General features: G+C 37.1%; 14 protein-coding genes and 1 riboswitch. Of the genes, 12 read left to right on the top strand and 2 right to left on the bottom strand.

What is annotated here, in order from left to right:
• Positions 1–4: 4 nt before the first annotated feature.
• On the bottom strand, positions 5–1,075 hold the full coding sequence (locus FLACOL7796_RS02820; RefSeq protein ID WP_173969318.1) for a BamA/TamA family outer membrane protein: 1,071 nt from the start codon (positions 1,073–1,075) through the stop codon (positions 5–7).
• 285 nt (positions 1,076–1,360) lie between these two features.
• Positions 1,361–1,460: riboswitch (SAM riboswitch) on the top strand.
• Positions 1,461–1,715: 255 nt separating this feature from the next.
• Between FLACOL7796_RS02820 and FLACOL7796_RS02815 the strand changes: the two genes are divergently transcribed.
• The 4 genes from FLACOL7796_RS02815 (at position 1,716) to FLACOL7796_RS02800 (ending at position 7,143) form a co-directional block, all read left to right on the top strand.
• A complete protein-coding gene (locus tag FLACOL7796_RS02815; protein WP_173969317.1) occupies positions 1,716–2,696 on the top strand; it encodes a TlpA disulfide reductase family protein in 981 nt (326 codons plus the stop codon).
• Positions 2,697–3,110: 414 nt separating this feature from the next.
• Positions 3,111–4,571 carry an amino acid permease gene (locus FLACOL7796_RS02810; RefSeq protein ID WP_173969316.1) on the top strand — a complete coding sequence of 487 codons (1,461 nt, stop codon included), beginning with the start codon at positions 3,111–3,113 and terminating at the stop codon, positions 4,569–4,571.
• A 63-nt stretch (positions 4,572–4,634) separates the two neighbouring features.
• Positions 4,635–6,131, top strand: a complete 1,497-nt coding sequence (locus FLACOL7796_RS02805) for an aminotransferase class V-fold PLP-dependent enzyme (RefSeq protein WP_173969315.1) — start codon at positions 4,635–4,637, stop codon at positions 6,129–6,131.
• Positions 6,132–6,699: 568 nt separating this feature from the next.
• Complete coding sequence (locus FLACOL7796_RS02800) at positions 6,700–7,143, top strand: VOC family protein (RefSeq protein ID WP_173969314.1); 444 nt, start codon at positions 6,700–6,702, stop codon at positions 7,141–7,143.
• Positions 7,144–7,331: 188 nt separating this feature from the next.
• On the opposite strand, the gene FLACOL7796_RS02795 is transcribed toward FLACOL7796_RS02800, so the two are convergent.
• Positions 7,332–9,962, bottom strand: a complete 2,631-nt coding sequence (locus FLACOL7796_RS02795; protein WP_232067273.1) for a T9SS type A sorting domain-containing protein — start codon at positions 9,960–9,962, stop codon at positions 7,332–7,334.
• Between the two features lie 498 nt (positions 9,963–10,460).
• Between FLACOL7796_RS02795 and FLACOL7796_RS02790 the strand changes: the two genes are divergently transcribed.
• The 8 genes from FLACOL7796_RS02790 (at position 10,461) to FLACOL7796_RS02755 (ending at position 21,461) form a co-directional block, all read left to right on the top strand.
• Positions 10,461–11,294, top strand: coding sequence for a universal stress protein (locus tag FLACOL7796_RS02790; protein WP_173969312.1), 834 nt, complete (start codon positions 10,461–10,463; stop codon positions 11,292–11,294).
• A gap of 76 nt (positions 11,295–11,370) precedes the next feature.
• Positions 11,371–12,420, top strand: coding sequence for a beta-ketoacyl-ACP synthase III (locus FLACOL7796_RS02785; RefSeq protein WP_173969311.1), 1,050 nt, complete (start codon positions 11,371–11,373; stop codon positions 12,418–12,420).
• Between the two features lie 54 nt (positions 12,421–12,474).
• Entirely contained in the window at positions 12,475–13,569 is a 1,095-nt protein-coding gene (locus FLACOL7796_RS02780; RefSeq protein WP_173969310.1) for a sensor histidine kinase, read from the top strand.
• Positions 13,570–13,573: 4 nt separating this feature from the next.
• Complete coding sequence (locus FLACOL7796_RS02775) at positions 13,574–14,329, top strand: LytR/AlgR family response regulator transcription factor (RefSeq protein WP_173969309.1); 756 nt, start codon at positions 13,574–13,576, stop codon at positions 14,327–14,329.
• Between the two features lie 166 nt (positions 14,330–14,495).
• On the top strand, positions 14,496–15,572 hold the full coding sequence (locus tag FLACOL7796_RS02770) for an adenylate/guanylate cyclase domain-containing protein (protein WP_173969308.1): 1,077 nt from the start codon (positions 14,496–14,498) through the stop codon (positions 15,570–15,572).
• Positions 15,573–15,732: 160 nt separating this feature from the next.
• Positions 15,733–16,866 carry an efflux RND transporter periplasmic adaptor subunit gene (locus FLACOL7796_RS02765; protein ID WP_173969307.1) on the top strand — a complete coding sequence of 378 codons (1,134 nt, stop codon included), beginning with the start codon at positions 15,733–15,735 and terminating at the stop codon, positions 16,864–16,866.
• Positions 16,867–16,896: 30 nt separating this feature from the next.
• Entirely contained in the window at positions 16,897–20,052 is a 3,156-nt protein-coding gene (locus FLACOL7796_RS02760; protein ID WP_173969306.1) for an efflux RND transporter permease subunit, read from the top strand.
• The gene (locus tag FLACOL7796_RS02755) at positions 20,052–21,461 is read left to right on the top strand and encodes an efflux transporter outer membrane subunit (protein ID WP_173969305.1); all 1,410 of its coding nucleotides are present in this window, start codon (positions 20,052–20,054) and stop codon (positions 21,459–21,461) included. Before FLACOL7796_RS02760 ends, FLACOL7796_RS02755 begins: the two co-directional genes overlap by 1 nt.
• Positions 21,462–21,518 lie beyond the last annotated feature (57 nt).

Here is a 21,518-nt window from a genome sequence, read left to right as displayed (position 1 = left end):
TCTTTTAAAAAGCCTCGCCAATTCTAAAATAAAGTCCCCAATCGCCTTTACCCACAGCAGCATCCAATCCTATATTAAATTTTTCAGACTTAAAAGCTCGGTATCGATACCCAACACCAGCTCCTGGATATAATCCCCAATCGAAACTTTTGGTATCAGAACCATAAATAGTAGCCACTCCCGCAAAACCCACTAATCCCATTCTTTTATTAAAATTGTATCGGTATTCACCCTGAAGAGCCATAAGTCCGTCGCCACGGTATTTGCCTTCAGAATATCCTCTAATGTCTTCATTACCAATCGTAACTTGCTGTTCGAAAGCAATATTTCCTAAACCGAACTTTCCTGCAAATCGGGCTGCTAATACATCGGTTCCGTTTTGCATTGGGAAATAAGTATTGTATTCAGAAAGAATTTTATTCGCAGTAACATCATTTCCAAACCATTCCGGATAGTTAAGCCAACGTAATTTTATTTTACTTCCTTTCGTCGGATAATAAACAGCGTCACGCGTATCGTACATCATATTCAATTGTAAGCCATTAGTGTGCGTAACAGATGTTGGCTCAACATTATCCTGATAATTTGTATTGTAATGCGCGTAAGCATAACCAATACCAGCGTATAAGTATTGTATCACTTTACGCTGAAGACTAAAATTGACCATAGTCGTTTTGGTACTGTAATCATAAAAACCCGGTACATCAATATCATCCGCATAAAACTGCGCATTCTGATCGCCCGTTGCAAAAAATAATTGCCCGCGCCAGGTATCTTCTTTAAAATACCATTTGTTAAATGACGCTATAAAATACGATTTATTAGTACTGTAAACAGCAGAAATTCCAGATAAAGACTTGGGCGAAATAGTATCAGCCTTGTTTACCTTGTACATCATCATAGGGATTGCACCAAACATAAATTCAAGAGTCCGATTATAATTGAGATAAGGCATCACATTAAAATCAACATTTTTATCAGCCTTAGATTTTGCGATACTATCCTTAGATTTTATTTGGCTACAAATGCCTGAAGACCACAAGAAAATGATGATGAAAGGTAGAATTTTCTGCATTTTAAATTTACTTTTAAATTAGTTCTTATAAACCGTTTATGTATTCTAAAGCGCATGAAATGAAATGGTTATAAAATGCCTGAGAACATTTTTTTGCCTTCATATAAAACTTAAAGATAAAAATTTTTTTCTAAAGTTTTAAGAAAGAGGACTTTATGGACTAAAAAACAGAAAACAATTAGATTCTCTACCGCCTAATTTAAAATATTTTTAAAAATAAATCAAAACTCTACTAATTACATAGAATTTATATTATATATTTGCAGAGTAGAAAAAATCTACATGAACTTATCCAGAAAGACTGAGGGAGTAGGCCCGGTGATGTCTTAGCAACCTGTTGCCAAATAAGGTGCTAAATCCTTCCGTCAAGGCGGACAGATAAGAAGATTTCATTAGTAAATCTGCATAAGATCATTAAGTATTAAATCATTTATTTTTTAGAATGAAAACTGAACAAATATTATCCGACTGTCCAGAACAATGTAGCTTATTTTCAAAAAGAGAAAATCCTTTTTCGATTTTCCGAATGCAATACAAGTAACTTTTCTCAAAAATCCCTTTCCCTTTTTATCCATAAACGACAGATCATTTTTATAATGGTCTCGGAATTTCTATGTCCAATTTTTTAAAAACAAACCCAATGAAAAAAATAGTAGTATTTCTAGCCCTGTGTCTTGCCGCAACAACAACTCAGGCACAAGAGGCAAATGTGCAGTTAAAAGGAACAGTTGTCGATACTGTTGCGCAATATGTATACCTGCAAAAGTTTCATAACAAGATGTTTACCACTATAGATTCTGTAAAAGTTACAGATGGTAAATTTAGTTTTAAAACAAAAGTAAAATTGCCGGAACTCTACGGATTAAGCGTAAATACAGCAAATTCGCCATTGTATATATTCCTTGAAAAATCTCCTATTACTGTAAAATTAAGCCCTGTTAAGTATTACAGCACATCAGTTGTAGAAGGTTCTGCATCTCAGGATTTGTTTAATCTTTATAGAAAATCGAACGATATTGATATAAGTAAATTTATAACAGAGCATCCTGGTTCTCTGGTTTCTGCATACGTATTGTATAGAAATTGGTCGTATAGATTAAGCCCGGAACAAATAACACAAAACATTGCCCTTTTAGATAAGAGTCAGCAAAATTCCACTTACGTGAAAGAACTACAGGAACTTGTAAAAGTACTTAACGGATTACAGGTAGGGAAAAAAGCACCAGATTTCGTGTCTACAGATCCCGAAGGAAAATCGGTTCGTTTTTCAGAAAATTTAAAAGGATACACTTTAGTTGATTTTTGGGCGTCATGGTGTGGACCTTGTAGAAAAGAAAATCCAAATATCGTAGCCGCTTACAAAGAATATCACGATAAAGGATTTAATATTATTGGTATTTCTTTAGATAAAAAGAAAGAAAACTGGATAAAAGGAATTCAGGACGATCACTTAGACTGGTTACACGTTTCTGATTTATTATTCTGGAATAGCGCTATAGCAAAATTATACGGAGTGAGAGCAATTCCGGGCAATTATCTGGTAGACTCTAAAGGTATTATTGTCGCAAAAAATCTTCACGGCGAAGAACTGCAGGCTACACTTAAATCAGTTATAAAATAAAGAACTACAGGGCTTTCGAGCTTTTAAAATCAAGACTGTAAAGAACTTTTTGGAAAGTTCAATTTTCAAGTTGATCTGCGCATTTTTGTCATTTCGACGAAGGAGAAATCTTCGCGAGAAGCTCGACAAAGATTGTCGATTATGATCGCGGAGTTACTTGCGGAGATTTCTCCTTCGTCGAAATGACATTGATTGTGGCTATTTTAAGTAAAACCAAAGTTCTTCACAGTCTAGGTTTTAAAACTTTGCAGGTTTTATTATTATTAAAAAACGTCTAAGCCCCTTGGAAATGTAGTTTTATTGAAATTTTATTAGAACATTTCTATCCGTTTTAGCATTAAACATTACCAGCAGAATAACGATTAAAAACGCTATAAAACAGCGAAATAAAAGTTTATTCTCAACAATAAAATTATGATATTAAAAAAATCAATAGAAAGATTAGTCTCAGAAAATGAGCAAAATGAAGGAGCAGGATTAAAACGTTCGTTAGGGCCACTAAACCTTGTTGCATTAGGAATTGGCGCCATTGTAGGGGCAGGAATATTTTCGCTTACAGGAATTGTGGCTGCCGAAAATGCAGGACCAGCCGTTATTTTATCTTTTATTCTGGCAGCCGTAGCCTGTGCTTTTTGCGCATTATGCTACGCCGAATATGCCTCGATGATTCCCGTTGCAGGTTCCGCTTATACCTATACGTACGCAACAATGGGCGAATTCATGGCCTGGATTATTGGTTGGGATCTGGTTCTTGAATATGCATTGGCCTCTGCAACCGTGGCGGTAAGCTGGTCGAGTTATGCGACAAAATTGTTAGCGCAGCTTCATATCAATCTGCCTCCGGAATTAACCAGTTCACCATTCGATCCAATAAAACTAGCCGACGGATCGACTTTAAGTGGCGGAATCGTCAATCTTCCTGCCATTGTAATTGTGGCACTGCTTTCGTTGGTTTTGGCAAAAGGAACTAAAGAATCAGCAACGATGAACAATTTACTGGTATTGCTAAAACTAAGTGTAATTGTGTTGTTTATTGTTTTAGGTTGGTCTTTTATTCAACAAGAAAATTATCATCCTTTTATACCTGAAAATACAGGAGAATTTGGTCATTTTGGCTGGTCAGGAATTGTGAGAGGTGCCGCTGTGGTATTCTTTGGTTTTATTGGTTTTGATGCCGTTTCTACAGCCGCGCAGGAATCCAAAAATCCACAAAAAGATATGCCAATCGGTATTATAGGTTCGCTTTTGGTGGCGACTGTTTTGTACGTTGCGTTTTCTTATGTTATGACAGGAATGGTTTCGTATAAAACCTTTATTGGCGATGCAAGTCCGGCGGCAACTGCTTTTGCAGTTACAGGATTTCATTTCTTAAACAGCGCTTTAATCATTGCAATTTTAGCCGGTTATACCTCTGTGATTCTCGTAATGCTTATGGGACAATCAAGAGTTTTTTACAGCATGTCTAAAGACGGACTTTTACCATCTTTCTTTAGCGATATACACAGCAAATTCAAAACACCCTGGAAAAGCAACCTTTTCTTCATGGTATTTGTGAGCCTGTTGGCCGGATTTGTACCCATTTCAGATTTAGGACATATGGTAAGCATAGGAACCCTATTTGCCTTTTCATTAGTATCATTAGGTATTATCATTCTAAGAAAAATAAGTCCCGATGCAAAACGAGGATTCAGAGTTCCGCTTGTACCTTTTGTACCCATTTTAGGTATCGGCGTATGTGTTTTCCTGATGACAGGACTTCCTCTCGAAAGTTGGGAACGCTTATTTATCTGGATGGCAATTGGGATTGTTTTTTATTTTTTATACGGAAAACGACACAGTAAATTGAGAAAAGAGCAGGAACATTTAGATCAGTAATCTAAAAGTTCAACAAGAAATCAAAGTTTCAAAAAAGAAGTTAATTTTAAAAATGATATGGAAATGAGTGTTATTGAGAAGAAAACGAAACCAAGTCAATTAGAACATTATTTTTCTAAATTTAGAGGAAATACAATAGGAGTCAATCATACTTTCGAATCGGCTTATGGCCAGCAAAAACTGCTCTATGCAGATTGGGTAGCCAGCGGAAGATTATATTTGCCAATTGAAGATATCATGCTCAATAAAATCGGGCCAATGATTGCCAATACACATTCCTTTTCGAGCGAAACAGGTAAAACGTCAACTTACGCGTACAATCATGCCAGACAATTGATTAAGAAACATGTAAACGCCAATGAATCCGATGTTTTGGTGACAACCGGAACCGGAATGACAGCCGCTTTATCAAAATTACAGCGTTTTATAGGTTTGCGTAATGCACATAACAGACTAAATACAGAGCCGGACAATGCTGACAAACCTGTCGTTTTTATCACCCACATGGAGCATCATTCGAATCAGGTTTCCTGGTACGAAACCAATGCCGATGTTGTGGTGGTACCTCCGGATGAAAATAATCTGACCGACCCAAAAATATTGGATCAATTGCTTCAAAAGTACGCCAACAGAACTTTAAAAATTGGTTCGTTTACTGCCGCCTCAAATGTTACGGGAATCATTACACCTTATCACGAACTCGCTAAAATAATGCATCAGCACAACGGATTCTGTTTTGTCGATTTTGCCGCTGCGGCGCCTTATGTACACATCGATATGCACCCAAGAGATCCCGAAGAACAATTAGATGCAATCTTCTTTTCTCCTCATAAATTCCTGGGCGGACCAGGAACCTGCGGTGTTTTGGTTTTTAATGAAAAGCTGTATAAAAGCGATGTTCCTGATAATCCCGGCGGAGGAAATGTAAAAATTACCAATCCGTGGGGAGTTTACCATTATAGTGATTCAATCGAAGTCAAAGAAGATGGCGGAACTCCCGGTTTTCTGCAAGTCATGAGAGCCGCTTTAGCATTAAAACTAAAAGATCAAATGGCCATCGAAAACATAAAAAAGAGAGAAAAAGAACTGCTTGATCTCTGTTACGCCGAGTTTGAAAAAATTCCCGGTTTATCTATTCTTGGCGATAAAAAAACAGACCGAATAGGCTGTGTTTCTTTTTTAATAGAAGACATTCATTATAATTTAATTGTCCGACTTTTAAACGATCGTTTTGGCGTTCAGGTTCGTGGCGGATGGTCTTGCGCAAGCACATACGCCCATTATTTATTTGATATCAATGAAGCACAATCCAACAAGATAACCGAAGATCTTCTTCAGAGAAACCAAACCAATAAACCGGGTTGGGTGCGTTTGTCTTTGCATCCCATAATGACCAACAACGAGGTTTTATTTATTTCTGATGCCATCCAGCAAATTGTTTTGCACCATAAAGAATGGCAAAAAGACTATCAGCACAATAGCGCTACCAACGAATATGAAAGCCTTGTAAAAGAAGAAAGCATAGAAAACGATGTAAAAGAATGGTTCTGGTTAGAATAAAAAGGTTTTTGGAGCAGATAATTTTTTAGGAGCTAATCCCGCTATTCGTTCCAATCTTTTGTGGCGAACCCCGCCACAAAAGGATTTCCTCTTCTATCGGGGCTAGGAGACTCTTTTCCATAATAATGTTTTCGTCTAGTTTGTCATCCTGAGAAACGAAGGATCAGACTAGAAGATCGATAATCACACTGAGTTCAGTTTGCACGCGGATGACACGGATTCGCTTCGCGAAAACACGGATATTCGCGGATTTTTTTTACTCATTGCAGCTATCCGCAATCTTGTCATCCTGAGGAACGAAGGATCACACTCGTAACTCGACAAAGATTGGTTACAAGTCATTTCTAGCGCGATAGCAAACAGACGAGACAAAATAAAATAAATTCATTTTTACTAATAAAAGCTCCAGGGGAGCGTAATATTTATAGCTAAGCAGAAAGTAGTTTTCAATAGCTCCAGCGGAGCGACACATAATAACAATGTATCTTAAAATACGTTGCGATAAAATTGTAAACAATTAATCCAAAACAATTTTTAAATCAGATATATACATCAAAAAACAATCAAAATGAATAACATAACAGGATTTCATCATTTTGCTATCAAAGCACAGGATTTTGAAAGAACCGTGCAATTTTATAAAACTCTTAATTTTGAGGAAGTTCACGATTGGAGTCTGCCCGAATTTAATCTGGAAAAGTGCGTAATGCTCAAAAACAAAGCATTTGATTCTTATATAGAAATATGCGACAATAATGCCGATTTTCCTACTCAGGGACGCAAAAGAAAACAAGGCGATCCATATGTCGAAAATTCGCTTTTGCACATTTGTTTTACCGTTATTGATGCCCAAAAAGCGTATGATGAAGCCATTAAAAATGGCGCAAAACCATTATCAGCAAAAGAAACTTTAGAACTTAAAAATAAAAGAAAATCCGTAACTGTAAGTAATAGTCTGGTATATAGTCCGAACGGAGAAGTAATTGAATTTCTGGAAGCTGTGGTATTTTAAAACACGAATTTCACGAATTAGCACAGATTGCTTTGCGGAATAATTTCACAAATAATGTTAGGTATTCTTGTGTTTAAATATAAAAGAGAACACGAATTTCACGAATTAACACAGATTGCTTTGTGTGATGATTTTACAAGCATTAAGATTAGTGTCAATTCGTGAAATCCGTGTTCAATTATAAAAACTTACTGTTTGATAAATTTAAAGTTCTGAACCTTATTTCCAGAAGTCGAAACTTTCACTACATAAACTCCTTTTGCAAGATGTTGTACAGGTATTTCTGAACTGATCATATCTTCGGCAACGGTAGTCGTTTTCCAAATTTCTTTCCCCACTAAATCGTAAACTGAAATAGCAACAGGACCATTAATCGAGTGATCAAACTTTATCTGGAAAGTATTCGTTGCTGGATTAGGAAAAACATAGTTTGTCGAAGCATTTCCCCAGTTGTAATTTGGCGTACTTAAAACCGGCCCCTGATAAATTGCATACAAAGCGGCATCGGCTTGAGGAAGCTGAACGCTTAATGTGCCTTGCGTTGAACTTATCGTACCAGAATACAATTCTTTTACACTATAACTTCCGGAACCTAAACCAAGTCGGCTTAAACTAACATTGTTTGTGGTAGCCGTATTACTGTAATTAAATACAGCAACATAAGTGACATTATTGTAGGTGGCCGAGAAAACATTCGCTGCATTATAACCCGTGTTTCCGTCAGCAGGAACAAAATGCATATCCGCACGCGCCACATTCAGTACATCATTGTTTTGTAAAAGAAGCTGCGATCTCGCTTTCCATGCGCCAGCAGTCGAAAAATCGTCTCCGCTTGTAATTGTACCCGTTACCACGCTGCTTAGTAATCTCGCACGATTTTCGCCAATCGAAGCATTACCAAAAACCACATGATCAGCATCTAAATAATCATAAATCTTATTTTGCCACCAGCCATAGGTCGTACTGTTTAAAGTATAATCAGTTTCACCGATACTCGTATACGCATCGCACGCAATACGACGAACATGTACAAACGGACCCGTTGCTAAATTTGGCGATATTGCTGCCTGAACAAGCATTTTTCCGGCAATTTCATCAACTAAAAATTTCATTCCTTCCTGATACGCTTCCATACCCGTATGCAGCTGATTGTTGGCAAAACCGTCAGCTTCAATACTCGCATGAGTCAAAAAGTCGATTTTGATCATTTCAAATCCTGCTGCTTTAAAGCGATTCATAAAATATCGAATCCTCGCCTTAGTTCCTGGGCTTGTAGGATCCATCGCATAAGCGCCATCCAACTCAAGCGGATTTCCGTTTACCATTGTCCAACATTGATTGTAAGTATACGAACTTCCTTCTACAGGACGATTGTACTTGCCCCAATCGACAAACGGAGCCCAATAAATACCGGCTTTAAAACCTTTGTTTTTTGCATAAGTAACAAACTGCGCCAGTTCAGCATCCGACATATTATCCCAATACGAATCAAGATCAATAAATAAGGTGTTATCCTCAGTTTTGAAGGCAGGACAATCATCATGGAAAAAATCTACCACGGCTTTTGCCTTCGTAAGATTAATATTCGATTGTATAGCGCCCCAACTGTTCCAACCCATAGGTTTTGGAGCCGTCCAGTCAAAAATATATTTGGGTTGTAATGCTGCATTGGCTTGTCCAAATTCTTCCAGACCCGTGCGCCAGTCGTCATTAGCATTCAATAATACTTTTGGCGAAGCACAACTCGTTTGGCCAACATTTACCCAACCATGTCCTCGTTGATCTCTTGTAATATCATTTTTTGTCCATCCTGCAATTACCGAAACATAAGCAGATGATGCACCGCCGCCACTTACGGCAATACCGGTTTTCCATTTGGTATGTTCAACCGATCCGATAACCAAACCTTTTCGATTGGTATTATTATAAATATTTGTTACTTCCGAAGCAGTAAACTCGGCAGAAGTAAGCGGATAAGCATTATAACGAATCCATGCATCATTGTCATAAGGAACAAATAAAGCTCTGGTATCTCCGCTGCCAAAATTAGGCGTTACCTGATAACTGGTTAATGGCGACATTTTATAAGAGTTAGAGCCGTTTCCGGTAAGTACAACTTGTACCGCAACGTAGTTTTTATTGTTGTAAGCATAAAAAACTTGTTGCATTCCTAAAGTATAATTACCACTTAAAGTAAAGATATGCTTGGTTCCGCTGCCAATATTATCCGTAAATGCTTCTGATGTATACGTTGCCGTAGCATAATTAACGCTCAAATATTGTTGATCGCTATAAGCATAAGCTGATGCATTGGTAATTACCGTAGCGCCATTAAATTTTACGTTATAGGTTTTGGTGCCTAAATTATAAACAATGCTATTGTTTGCACCAAATGAAATCGTTTGTGTAGAAGAAGTACCAATTGGACTTAAAACAAACTTGTCTAAGTTAGGCGCCCAGGAACTGGTATTGTCCCAAAGCAGGGTAGTAGTACCGCTGTTCAGATATACACTTACGTTTTTTGAAGCTGCTGTGCTCCATCCGCCGCTTGGTTCGCACGGAATAGCAATTGTCGTTGCAGAACCTGCCGTTAATCTAATCGTTCTTGGATCGCCCGTGCAGTAAAACAATTTCAGATTGTACCAGCCTGTTGTGGCTACATTCACATTTACAGAAACACTACTGTTGCCACCTAAATTGCCTACTATTTTCCCGGAGCAGGAATCGCAATTTTGTATGTCGGCATTATTGGTACGCGTACCATTTTCGAACTCATACGTTTGAGCTGAACTTACTATTGCCACAAAAAAAAGCAGCATCGTCAAGACCTTTTTGACCGATAATTTTCGTTTTGTAATTTTTTCTTGCATAATAATATATTAAAATTAGTTAAAATGCAGTACTATACTATACTGTGCTACAATGATAGCAAAAATATTAATATAATGTTAAAAAATAATCGATTTAATTATTTTGAATGGTCTAATTTGAGGTTTAGATATTCTAAGTACTATTATTTTGGTTAAAGAAGAATTGTGTTTTTCGCATTCGGCATTGGCTAATGCTTCAGAAAAATATACCGTTAGGACTAAGGAACAGGAGATGAAATTTTGGGCAGAATGTTTTTTGAAAAACGAAATCAGGGTTGAAACTTTAACTTTCGCAGTAAAAAATCTTAGCGTAAATAATCGTAAATTTAAGTTTCGGTAGCCAAAAAATACGGTTGAGCATTAAAAAATGATTCTACAGTATTATTTTCAGAATGCGAAAGGTTTATTTGAGCACTTTTACCGGAATAATTGCTTAATAAATATCTCATGAATGTACCTCCAACAATTATAGCAGCAACAAATTTTTCGGCTATAGCCAATAATGCGGTTGCGTATGCTGCCGGACTTGCAAAAAGTGCCAATGCCAGACTTATTCTCTTCAACTCTTTTCAGTTAAGTATTCATAGTGCCAATTCTCATATTAGTGCAGAATCGATGCAAAAACAATTAGATATGGCTTCTGAAAAGCTAACTACGCTGGGAAAAGATATTGCCAATAGCTTTAATATCGAAGTAAGCTGCTTTTGCAGTTATTCATTTTTAGAAGAAGAACTTTCGTCGTTAATCGCGCTTAATAATGCCGAATTGGTTGTTATGGGAATGGCAGAACGCTCTTTCGAACAAGAATTAATGGGGAATTCTACTACATCTGTCATCAAGAATTTAAAGACAGCCGTATTAGCAGTTCCTTTAAAAGCACGCTTTCAAAACGTAAAAAAAATACTGTATGCCTGCGACACTTTAAGCTTTTCTTCTATAAAAAGATTCAGCTGGTTAAGAAGCATTGTAGGCAACCTTGGAGCAGAGGTAGAATTCTTTAGTGTTGATGCAAAATTAGACGATCTTAAGCATGAACAAGAGAGGTTATTATTGAGTTCGACACTCGAAGAAGAGTTCCAACAAGTAAAATATCTCTATAAAACTGTTAAATCGAATGCGGTGATAAATGAGATTAAGAAGGAAATTAACATTTATGATGCTGATATTTTAGTAATGGTGCCACAAAAGTATGGTTTTTGGGATTCTTTAGTACATAAAAGCAAAACTCGTATTATGGCAGCAGGTTTAGACATACCGCTATTGTCTTTTCCAAATTTCTGACGTTATTTTGCAGTCTGATTTTTATCCAAAAAAAAACAGCAAAAGAAAAGATTCAAAATAACAAAAACAAATAAAAATGAAGGCAACAATTACAGCTATAGGAGGATTTGTACCAAACTCCATATTAAGTAATGAGATGATTTCAAGAATGGTTGACACAACTGAAGACTGGATAGTAAAAAGAACAGGAATAAAAGAGAGAAGATTAGCTAAAGATGAAAATCTGGCAACATCGGATCTTGCAAGTGCCGCAATCGAGAATTTATTAGATACTTACGAAATAGACCGTTTGGAAATTGATGGTTTAGTTTTGGCAACTGCAACGCCGGATCATCTTTTAACTCCTACAGCAAGTAAAGTATGTGAACTTAGCGGATTTACCAATGCATTTGGTTTCGATTTAAACGGTGCCTGCAGTGGTTTTCTATACGCACTAGAAATGGCAACGACCATGATCGAAAGCGGACGTTATAAAAAAGTGGTTGTGGTTGGAGCAGATACAATGAGTTCTATTGTAGATTATGAAGATCGTAATACCTGTATTCTTTTTGGAGACGGGGCAGGAGCAGTACTTTTAGAAAGAACAGATTTAGAATACGGAATGATGAAAAGTATTCTTCGTACAGACGGTAGCGGTACATCATCACTTTTAGTGCCTGCAGGAGGCTCAAAAACGCCTGCAACAATGCAAAGCATTATACACAGAGAACACTTTATCAAACAAGAAGGTTCTTTTGTATTTAAAAAAGCAGTAGAATCAATGTCTAGTGTTTCTCAGGATGCGATTGCAAGCAATGATTTAACAGTAGAAGATATTGATTGGGTAGTGCCGCATCAGGCTAATCTTAGAATCATAAAATCAGTAAGCGAGCATTTGAATATTGGTATCGAAAAAGTAAAAGTAAATATCGATAAATACGGTAATACAACATCAGCAACTATTCCGTTATGTCTTTGGGACTTTAAAGATGATTTTAAAGAAGGTCAAAACATATTGATTACCACTTTTGGAGCTGGTTTTTCATGGGGCGCAACCTGTATAAAATGGGGCGTAATGAGAGCGCTGAGAGCGGTAGAATCATCAACAAACGGAAAAATTCTAAAACATGATCTAATGTATCAATAAGATACTCAGATCGCAATGTTTTTTTTAATGCATATATTGTCAGTATATTAGCTTATGGATGCAAGTGTGCAAAGTAAAACCAGAGGGAAGAATTTTTTCTATAAGTATTATAGGATTATTGTAATACCGGTTGTTTTTTTTCTCTATTTATCGTCTTATTATTTTTTAAATCCCTATCAGGATTTTGAACAAAATACGTTACTGGTTTTAGACTGGACAGTTGATATCTTTATCATTTTGGTATATTGCGCCGTACTCACAGAATTAAGTCTGTTTGTAGGCCGAAGTCTTAATTACTGGATTAGCTGGGAGCAGAAGCCTATTTTTAGGGCATTTGCGCAATTTATTTGCCTCATTGCGGGAAATATTCTTTTAAATATTTCTTTTTCGCGTTTATGGCAATTTTTTTACTCCTGGACACCATTAAAAGAAAGCGAATTGGTACAAATATGGCAGTCAAATTTAATGGCTGCTATATTGTCTCTTTTCATCAGTTTCATTCACACCAGTATCTTTCTGCTGAACCGCTGGCGCGTTACTTCTGAAGAAGCCGCCGAACTCAAAATAAAAGCTTCTGAATTGCAGGAAGCCGTAACCAGATCTGAGTTAGAATCTTTAAAACTACAGCTCGATCCTCATTTTATCTTTAATAATTTCAGTACACTTACAGAGTTAATTCATGAAGACCAGCAATCTGCGGCGTCATTTCTGGAAAATATTACACGTGTGTATCGCTATATGATTTCTAATCTCGATAAAGATACGATCACGGTAAGGGAAGAAATAGAATTTTTAAATGCTTATTTTTATCTTTTAAAAAAGCGTCTGGGTGAAAAAGTTGAGTTAAAACTGCAGGTAGATATGAGCTGTTTAGACCGTCATTTGCCGCCTTTAACCTTGCAATTATTAGTCGAAAATGCTGTTAAGCACAACAGTGCAACAATAGCAAATCCGCTGGTTATTGCTATTTATTCTGATGTTGGAGATCTTGTGGTGCGCAATAATTTGCAGCCAACATCCGGAAAGAACTTTATTTCGACCGGAGTCGGAAATAAAAATATAGAATTCAGGTATAAAATTTTGTTCGATCGAATGCCTGTTTTTTCAGAGTCTAATGGTTTTTATTGTGTGCGTTTGCCTTTAATTTAATGCTATGAAAATTTTAATTATAGAAGATGAAAGTATCAATGCCAACCGTCTTAAAAGATTGTTGGAAGAACTGGAACCCGATTGCGAAATACTGGACGTAATCGATACGGTTCAGGGCTCCGTAAAATGGCTGAATTCGAATGATATGCCCGATTTAATCACGATGGATATTCGTTTGGCAGACGGTATTAGTTTTTCTATTTTTGAAGAAGTTAAAATTACCTGTCCTATCATATTTACAACAGCTTATGATGAATATGCCGTTCGCGCGTTTAAGGTAAACAGCATCGATTATTTGATGAAACCTATCGAAAAAACAGAACTAGAGCAAGCTTTAACGAAATTTAAATCGGTATCGAAAGTTCAGAATAACACCGAAGATATTGCCGTTATTTTGAAAGGATTCATGAATAAACCTTCTTTTAGATTACGATTCCTTGTTACCTTTCGTGATGGTTATAAAAGCGTTGATGTAGCCGATATTGATTTTGTGTATTCAGAATTTAAAACCTCGCATCTTTTTCTTCAAAACGGGACTACAATTCCGATCCCGCAAACTATGGAAGAACTCGAAGAAGAACTTGATCCCGACCTTTTTTTCCGCGCCAACCGACAGTTTTTTATTCGTGCCGAAAGCATCAAATCGATTGCCAATTATTTTAATGCCAAACTCAAAATTCAGCTCAAGGCAGATCCTGAACGCGAAGTAATCATTAGCAGGGAAAAAGCGCCTTTTTTCAAGCAATGGATGGATCGCTAAAATAATTTTAACTTCATTTTAGGCAGTATAATCTACTATTCGGTTCGTTTAATCACCGTTTGGGTAATACTTTCCTGTATTTAGGGTTACTCTCTTTTTAATTTTGTTGTTTATTATTCAAAATCAAATGCTCTTTTTGATTTGAGTTGCATCAAAATTATCGTTAATGAAATACTCCCTAAAAACATTTTTAAAATTTAAAGAATACCTGCAAATTATAGCACTTTGGATAGCTGCGTTTTTGTTCTATGTCTTCATGACATACAGCATGATCGATGAAGCTTTCTTTGATGCTCATAAAATTTGTGCAAAGGATTTTTTACTTTCAGAGATAATGGGAGCCTTGACTGTCGGAGTTTTTATGGGAACGATTCTGTTTCTGTTGCAGGAATTTGTATACCCCAGATTCTTTCATAATTACGGCATATTACTGACTACATTACTTCGAAGCCTTTTGTTTATAATAGTCTGTTTCCTCGGACTTTTGATCGTGCTCGAACTTAACAAAGTACATTTTATAAACATTAATAATTTGTTTACACTTCAGGTCAATGCAAAATGGCTGATTTGCTTTACGACCTATTGCCTAATCGTACACATTTTTATCACACTTTTGCAGGCTTTTAGCCGAAGATTGGGCAATAACTATTTTAAGAATATTTTACGCGGCAATTATATGATTCCGGTCGTAGAATACAGGGTTTTTATGTTTTTGGATATGTGTTCTTCGGCGACAGTGGCAGAAGAAGTAGGGCATTACAATTACAGTCTTTTGTTGCAGGAATGCTTTACGGATTTATCTGAAATTTTAATTGAATATGATGCCGAAGTCTACCAATATGTGGGCGATGAAGCAGTACTGACCTGGAAAGTAAAAGAAGGTTTTAAAAGACATCAATGTATTGAATTATATGATGCTTTTTCCGTTAGATTGCTTGAAAAGAAAAAGATGTACCAGCAAAAGTTTGGATTAGTGCCAAGATTCAAAGCTTCGATCAACGAAGGTCTTGTAACCGTTGCCGAAATTGGACAAATCAAAACCGAGATTGCATATCATGGCGATGTTCTTAGCACCGCAGCCCGCGTTCGTGATTTATGCAACGATTATAAAACAAACCTTCTTATTACCCAGTCCTTTTTCGAACAATTAACTTCTTTTGATCAGGATAATTTTACAGCGATCGAAACCACTATTTTGCGCGGTAAAAAAAGACCCGTGACTATTTACAAATCTTTCGATTAAATCTTTATTACAGCACTGTCAGCCTACTATTTTTCTCGGTTGACCTATTTTTCGTTTCAGCATCAAAAAAATACGGTTGGGTAAACTTACCTTAATTTATGAGGTCTTTGGGTTGTTATTTTGTCGTCAAATCCTATGTATTCATTAAAAGTGAAATAAAATGACAAAACAAATTTTCCAAAATAATAAAACACTCAGCAAAATGGTAGTTTTATTGATTATCATTAGCTTTTCTTCATGTGGCAAAAGCGGGCAGGAAGGTTTAGCACCTCCAAAACCTGAAGTCGATTTTTTTGAGGCTAAATCGATCACCGGCGAAGTAGAAAAAAAATATCCCGGTATTATAGAAGGTACCGTAAATGTTGACATAAAAGCGCAGGTTTCAGGTTATCTTGAAGCGATTTATGTAAAAGAAGGTGATTATGTTACCAAAGGACAATCACTATTTAAAATTAAAGGAGATGTTTACGCAGAGCAGGTAAACAATAGCCGTGCTGCTTATAAAAGCGCTTTGGCAAACCTTGCCAATGCCAAACTCGAAATCGAAAAAATAAAGCCGCTTGTCGAAGCCAAAGTATATTCAGACATGCAGCTAAAAACGGCACAGGCAAATTATGATGCTGCAACAGCTCAGGTGGCGCAGGCAAAAGCAGCATTGGGATCTTCACAACTTAACGCAGATTTTTCTTTGATCAAAGCACCTGTAAGCGGTTACATCAGCAGAATCCCGAATCGTGTGGGGAATCTGGTTACACCAACAGATGTGGTGCCGCTAACGATTCTTTCTGAGATCAATACTGTTTTTGTGTACTTCTCTTTGAGCGAGGCCGATTACCTGGCTTTTGCTAAAGATTCAAAATCAAACCAAACCGTTAGTTTAATCCTGGCGGATGACAGCGTATACGAACATCAGGGAAAACTGGAAGTAGCGAGTGGTAATATAGACCGTACAACAGGAACTATTGCATTAAAAGCAGTTTTCTCAAATCCTAAAAAGCAGTTGCGTTCGGGAGGTTCTGCCCGTGTGGTGCTTAATAGTAGTTTAAGTTCAGTAATTACAGTTCCGATGGCAAGCGTAAAAGACATACAGGATAAATTCTTTGTTTATGTTTTAAAAGCAGGCAATAAAGTGGCGATGGTTCCTATCGAAATTGCCGGCAGCGCAGGTACAGATTATTTCGTAAAAAGCGGCGTAAAGTCAGGTGATAAGATTGCATTAAACAATATCGATCTGCTTTATGATGGTAGCGAAGTAGTGCCAAAAACTGCGGCAAAATCGCCAGTTAAAAATTAATTTTTTGGTTTTAATATAAATAACATTTCCATGTTAAAAAAAATAATAGACAGGCCTGTATTGGCTACAGTTATCTCCATTGTATTGGTGATATTAGGTATCATAGGTCTTACAAGATTATCGGTAACCAGATTCCCTGATATTTCGCCACCAACCGTAATGGTAAGTGGTTCTTATCCCGGAGGAAATAGTGAGACCGTTATACGTTCTGTGGTAACGCCACTTGAAGAACAAATCAACGGGGTAGAGAACATGCAGTACATTAAATCTACTGCGAGTAATGACGGATCTTTTTCGATAAGCGTAATTTTCAAACAAGGTGTTGATCCTGATCAGGCTGCTGTAAACGTGCAAAACAGAGTACAGCAGGCAACGCCAAAATTACCTCAGGAAGTTATCAGAATGGGACTTACGACTTCGAAACAGCAAAATAGTATGATCGTTATTTTTAACCTTTATACAGATGATAATGCGAAGTACGACGAATTGTTCCTTCAAAATTATGCCAACATTAATCTGGTACCGCAAATAAAGCGTGTTCCGGGTGTTGGGCAAGTGCAGATTTTTGGACAAAAAGATTATTCGATGCGTGTTTGGCTTGATCCCCGAAAAATGGCCAATGCAGGTTTAGTACCTTCAGATGTTACACGTGCCATTGCAGATCAAAGTTTAGAGTCGGCTCCGGGAAAACTGGGAGAAGAATCAAAAGCGGCATTAGAATACGTTATTCGATATAAGGGAAAGAAAAACAAACCTGAGCAATATGAAAACATTGTCGTAAAAACTGATGGCAATAATATCTTAAGGCTTAAAGATGTAGCAAGAGTAGAATTTGGTTCGATTTCGTATAGTGGAGACAACAAATCAAACTCTAAAAATGCCGTAACAATGGCAATTTTACAAACATCAGGTTCGAATGCGAATGATATCGAAATCGGAATCAATAAAGAAGTAGAAAGATTATCGAAATCCTTTCCTCCGGGCATCAAGTATGTCAATGTAATGAGTACCAAAGAAAGACTGGATGAAGCGACAGGACAGGTAAAATCGACTTTATTAGAAGCTTTTGTGCTGGTGTTTATCGTTGTTTTTATATTTCTTCAGGACATTCGTTCTACAATTATTCCGGCCATTGCGGTTCCGGTAGCGATTGTAGGTACTTTTTTCTTCCTGTTGGTATTTGGTTTTACCATCAATATTTTGACGCTTTTTGCTTTGGTTCTCGCCATTGGTATTGTCGTCGATGATGCGATTGTGGTCGTCGAAGCCGTTCACAGTAAAATGGAAGAAGATTCAAGCCTTTCGGCTAAAGAAGCAACGCATAGTGCTATGGCAGAGATTACAGGAGCAGTTGTTTCGATCACGCTTGTAATGTCGGCAGTATTTATTCCAATTGGTTTCATGACCGGATCATCAGGGATTTTCTACAAGCAGTTTGCTTATACTTTGGCCATTGCGATTATCATATCGGCAGTAAATGCATTAACGCTTACTCCGGCATTATGTGCACTTCTTTTAAAGAATAGCCATAGTGGTAAACACGAAGGAGACGATCATAATAACGGATTCAAAGAACGTTTTTTCATCGGGTTTAATTCAGGTTTCAACAACTTAACCGGTAAGTATATCAAGGGAGTTCGTTTTCTTATTGGCAGAAAATGGCTTGCCGGAGGATTAGTTTTAGGAATAAGCGCCATCGCGGTAATGATGATGATGAGTACTCCAAAAAGTTTTGTTCCAATGGAAGATGACGGATTCATGCTTTATAGTTTGTCAATGCCGCCAGGAACAGCGTTAGATCGTACTACAGAAGTCGTACAGAAAATGGAAAAAGAACTTGAAACTATTGAAGCGATTGATGTTAATACAAGTATTACAGGTTTCAACATTTTAAGTAATAGTGCCAGTACAGCTTACGGATTAGGATTTATAAAATTAAAACCTAAAAAAGAAAGAGGTGCCGTTAAGGATATCGATGAAATTCTGAACATGGTTAATGCCAAATTATCTGTCATAAAAGAAGGTCAGATTATGGTATTAAGAATGCCGCCGGTAGAAGGATTTGGAGTAACCAGTGGTGCCGAGATCGTGCTACAGGACAGAACAGCACGTGATCCTGCTACATTAAAAGCTATGGCTGATAAAGTAATTGGGCAAATTATGCAACAACCCGGAGTACAATATGCGTATACTACTTTTAGAGCAGATTATCCGCAGCTTGAATTAGAAGTTGATGAAGAAAAAGCAAGCCAAATGGGCGTGAACATTCGTGAAATGTTAGGCAACATTCAGACTTATTTCGCCGGAGATCAATCGGCCGATTTTTCAAGATTTGGGAAATTTTACAGAGTGAATGTCAAAGCTGATGGGATTTTCAGAACAGATCAGGATGCATTCAACGAAATATTTGTTCGAAATGCCAAAATGGAAATGGTACCGGTAAAATCACTCGTAAAACTACGTAAAGTGTATGGCCCGGAATCAGTAAACCGTTACAATTTATACAATTCGGTAAATATTACGGCAGTTGCATTACCTGGATTTAGTAACGGACAAATTATGGGGAATCTTGAAACGGTTCTGGATAAATTACCGTCTGATTACAGTTACGAATGGACAGGATTAAGTCTTGAAGAAAAAGCGGGAGGAAACCAAACCATAGCCATTTTTGGATTGTGTCTGTTGTTTGTATTCTTTTTACTGGCAGCACAATACGAAAGTTATTTATTGCCTCTTGCCGTATTATTATCGATCCCAACAGGAATTTTGGGCGCCTTTGCAGGAGTTAAAGCAGTAGGACTTGATAACAATATTTATGTTCAGGTGGGATTGATCATGCTTGTGGGGCTTTTGGCTAAAAATGCGATTCTTATTGTAGAATTTGCGCTTCAGAGACGTTATGCAGGTTTATCTATTGCCGAGGCTGCGATAGAAGGAGCAAGATCGAGATTAAGACCAATTATCATGACATCGCTGGCTTTTATTGTGGGGATGATTCCGTTGATGTTTGCCTCTGGAGGAACAGCAGTAGGAAACAGATCGATAAGTGTAAGTGCCGCTATCGGAATGTTTAGCGGAGTAGTTTTAGGAGTTTTTGTAATTCCGTTACTTTTTATCCTCTTTCAGTATTTACAGGAAAAAGTGTCAGGTAAAAAGATCGTAATTCAAACTATAAAAGAAGAATAATGAAAGTATTATATAATATCGGAATTAGTTTATTTACAGGTATGGTTTTAACATCATGCGTTGTAGGAAAGAAATATTCCCGAGCAGATTTAAACGCGCCTGAGAAATATCGTGAAGACATAACATTAACCGGAGATACCATTTTGCATCCCTGGAAAAGTTATTACAAAGATCCGATGCTGGTGAGTTTGATCGAAAAAGCCCTCGTTAAAAACAACGAGGTGCTTATCGCGATGAAAAGCATGGAACAGCTTGATCTTACATACAAACAGGCAAAATTATCATTATTGCCAACCCTTGATTTTGATGCAGGAGCAAGCCGTAGCTATCAGTCTAAAAATTCCTTAAATGGTTCTTTAAGCGCACAATTTACCAGCAAAGATTATCTGGACGATTATAGCGCCAATCTTAGATTATCATGGGAAGCCGATATCTGGGGAAAAGCAGCTATGCAAAAGAGAGACGCTAAGGCAGGTTATTTTGCACAGAAAGAAAATCTTTCGGCCTTAAAAACGAGAATTATTGTGCAGGTGGCTCAGTCGTATTACAACCTTTTAGGATTAGACGAGCAGCTTAAAATTGCACAAAAAAATATTGATTTGAGCAATAGTACTTTGAGTATGATGCAGATGCAGTACAAATCAGGATTGATTAGTTCGTTAGCGCTTTATCAGACAGAAGCTCAGAAAAAAACAGCAGAATTGTTGGTTCCTTTAGCAGAGGCAAATATAGCGGTTCAGGAAAATGCATTGCAAATTTTATGCGGTGAATATCCTGATAGCATTACACGTTCAGGAAATCTTGACGTAGCAGAATTGAATGTTACCTTATCTTCAGGAGTTCCGGTATCGCTTTTAAGCCGAAGACCGGATGTAAAAGCTGCTGAATATGCCGTTATGTCTGCCAATGCTAAAACCGGACTTGCAAAAGCCACCATGTATCCAACGTTGAGTCTGAGTCCTTCAATTGGGATTAATTCGTTTGAATTTGATACCTGGTTTAATTTTCCAGGTTCAGTTACCAAAACCATTGCAGCTAATTTGGTACAGCCCATATTTAAAAAACGTCAGTTAAGAACAGCGTATGAAATTGCCGTTCTGGAACAGGAGAAAGCAGTTGTTCAGTTCAAACAATCTTTTATTGTCGCTGTTGGAGAAGTTTCTGATGCCATGTCAAAACTAAAAAATGCTGATAAACGAATGGAACTTGCTACAGAAAAGTCGGTTTCTTTAGATAAAGCAACGCATGATGCCAATTTGTTGTACAAAAGCGGAATGGCGACTTATCTTGAGGTTATTGTAGCGCAAAATAGTGCTTTGCAAAATGATCTTGATGTTGTTGCCATAAAATTAGAAAAACTAAACGCAGCAATCAACTTATATCGCGCATTAGGCGGAGGAGCAGAGTAGTTCTTACTCAAAATAAAAAATCATCATCTGTACAAGTTTATTGTATAGGTGATGATT

Origin of the sequence: Flavobacterium bizetiae, assembly GCF_902804475.1 — a bacterium.
GTDB lineage: Bacteria > Bacteroidota > Bacteroidia > Flavobacteriales > Flavobacteriaceae > Flavobacterium > Flavobacterium bizetiae.
The sequence above is the reverse complement of the archived record's forward strand: the minus strand, read 5'-3'. Positions and strand labels throughout refer to the sequence as shown.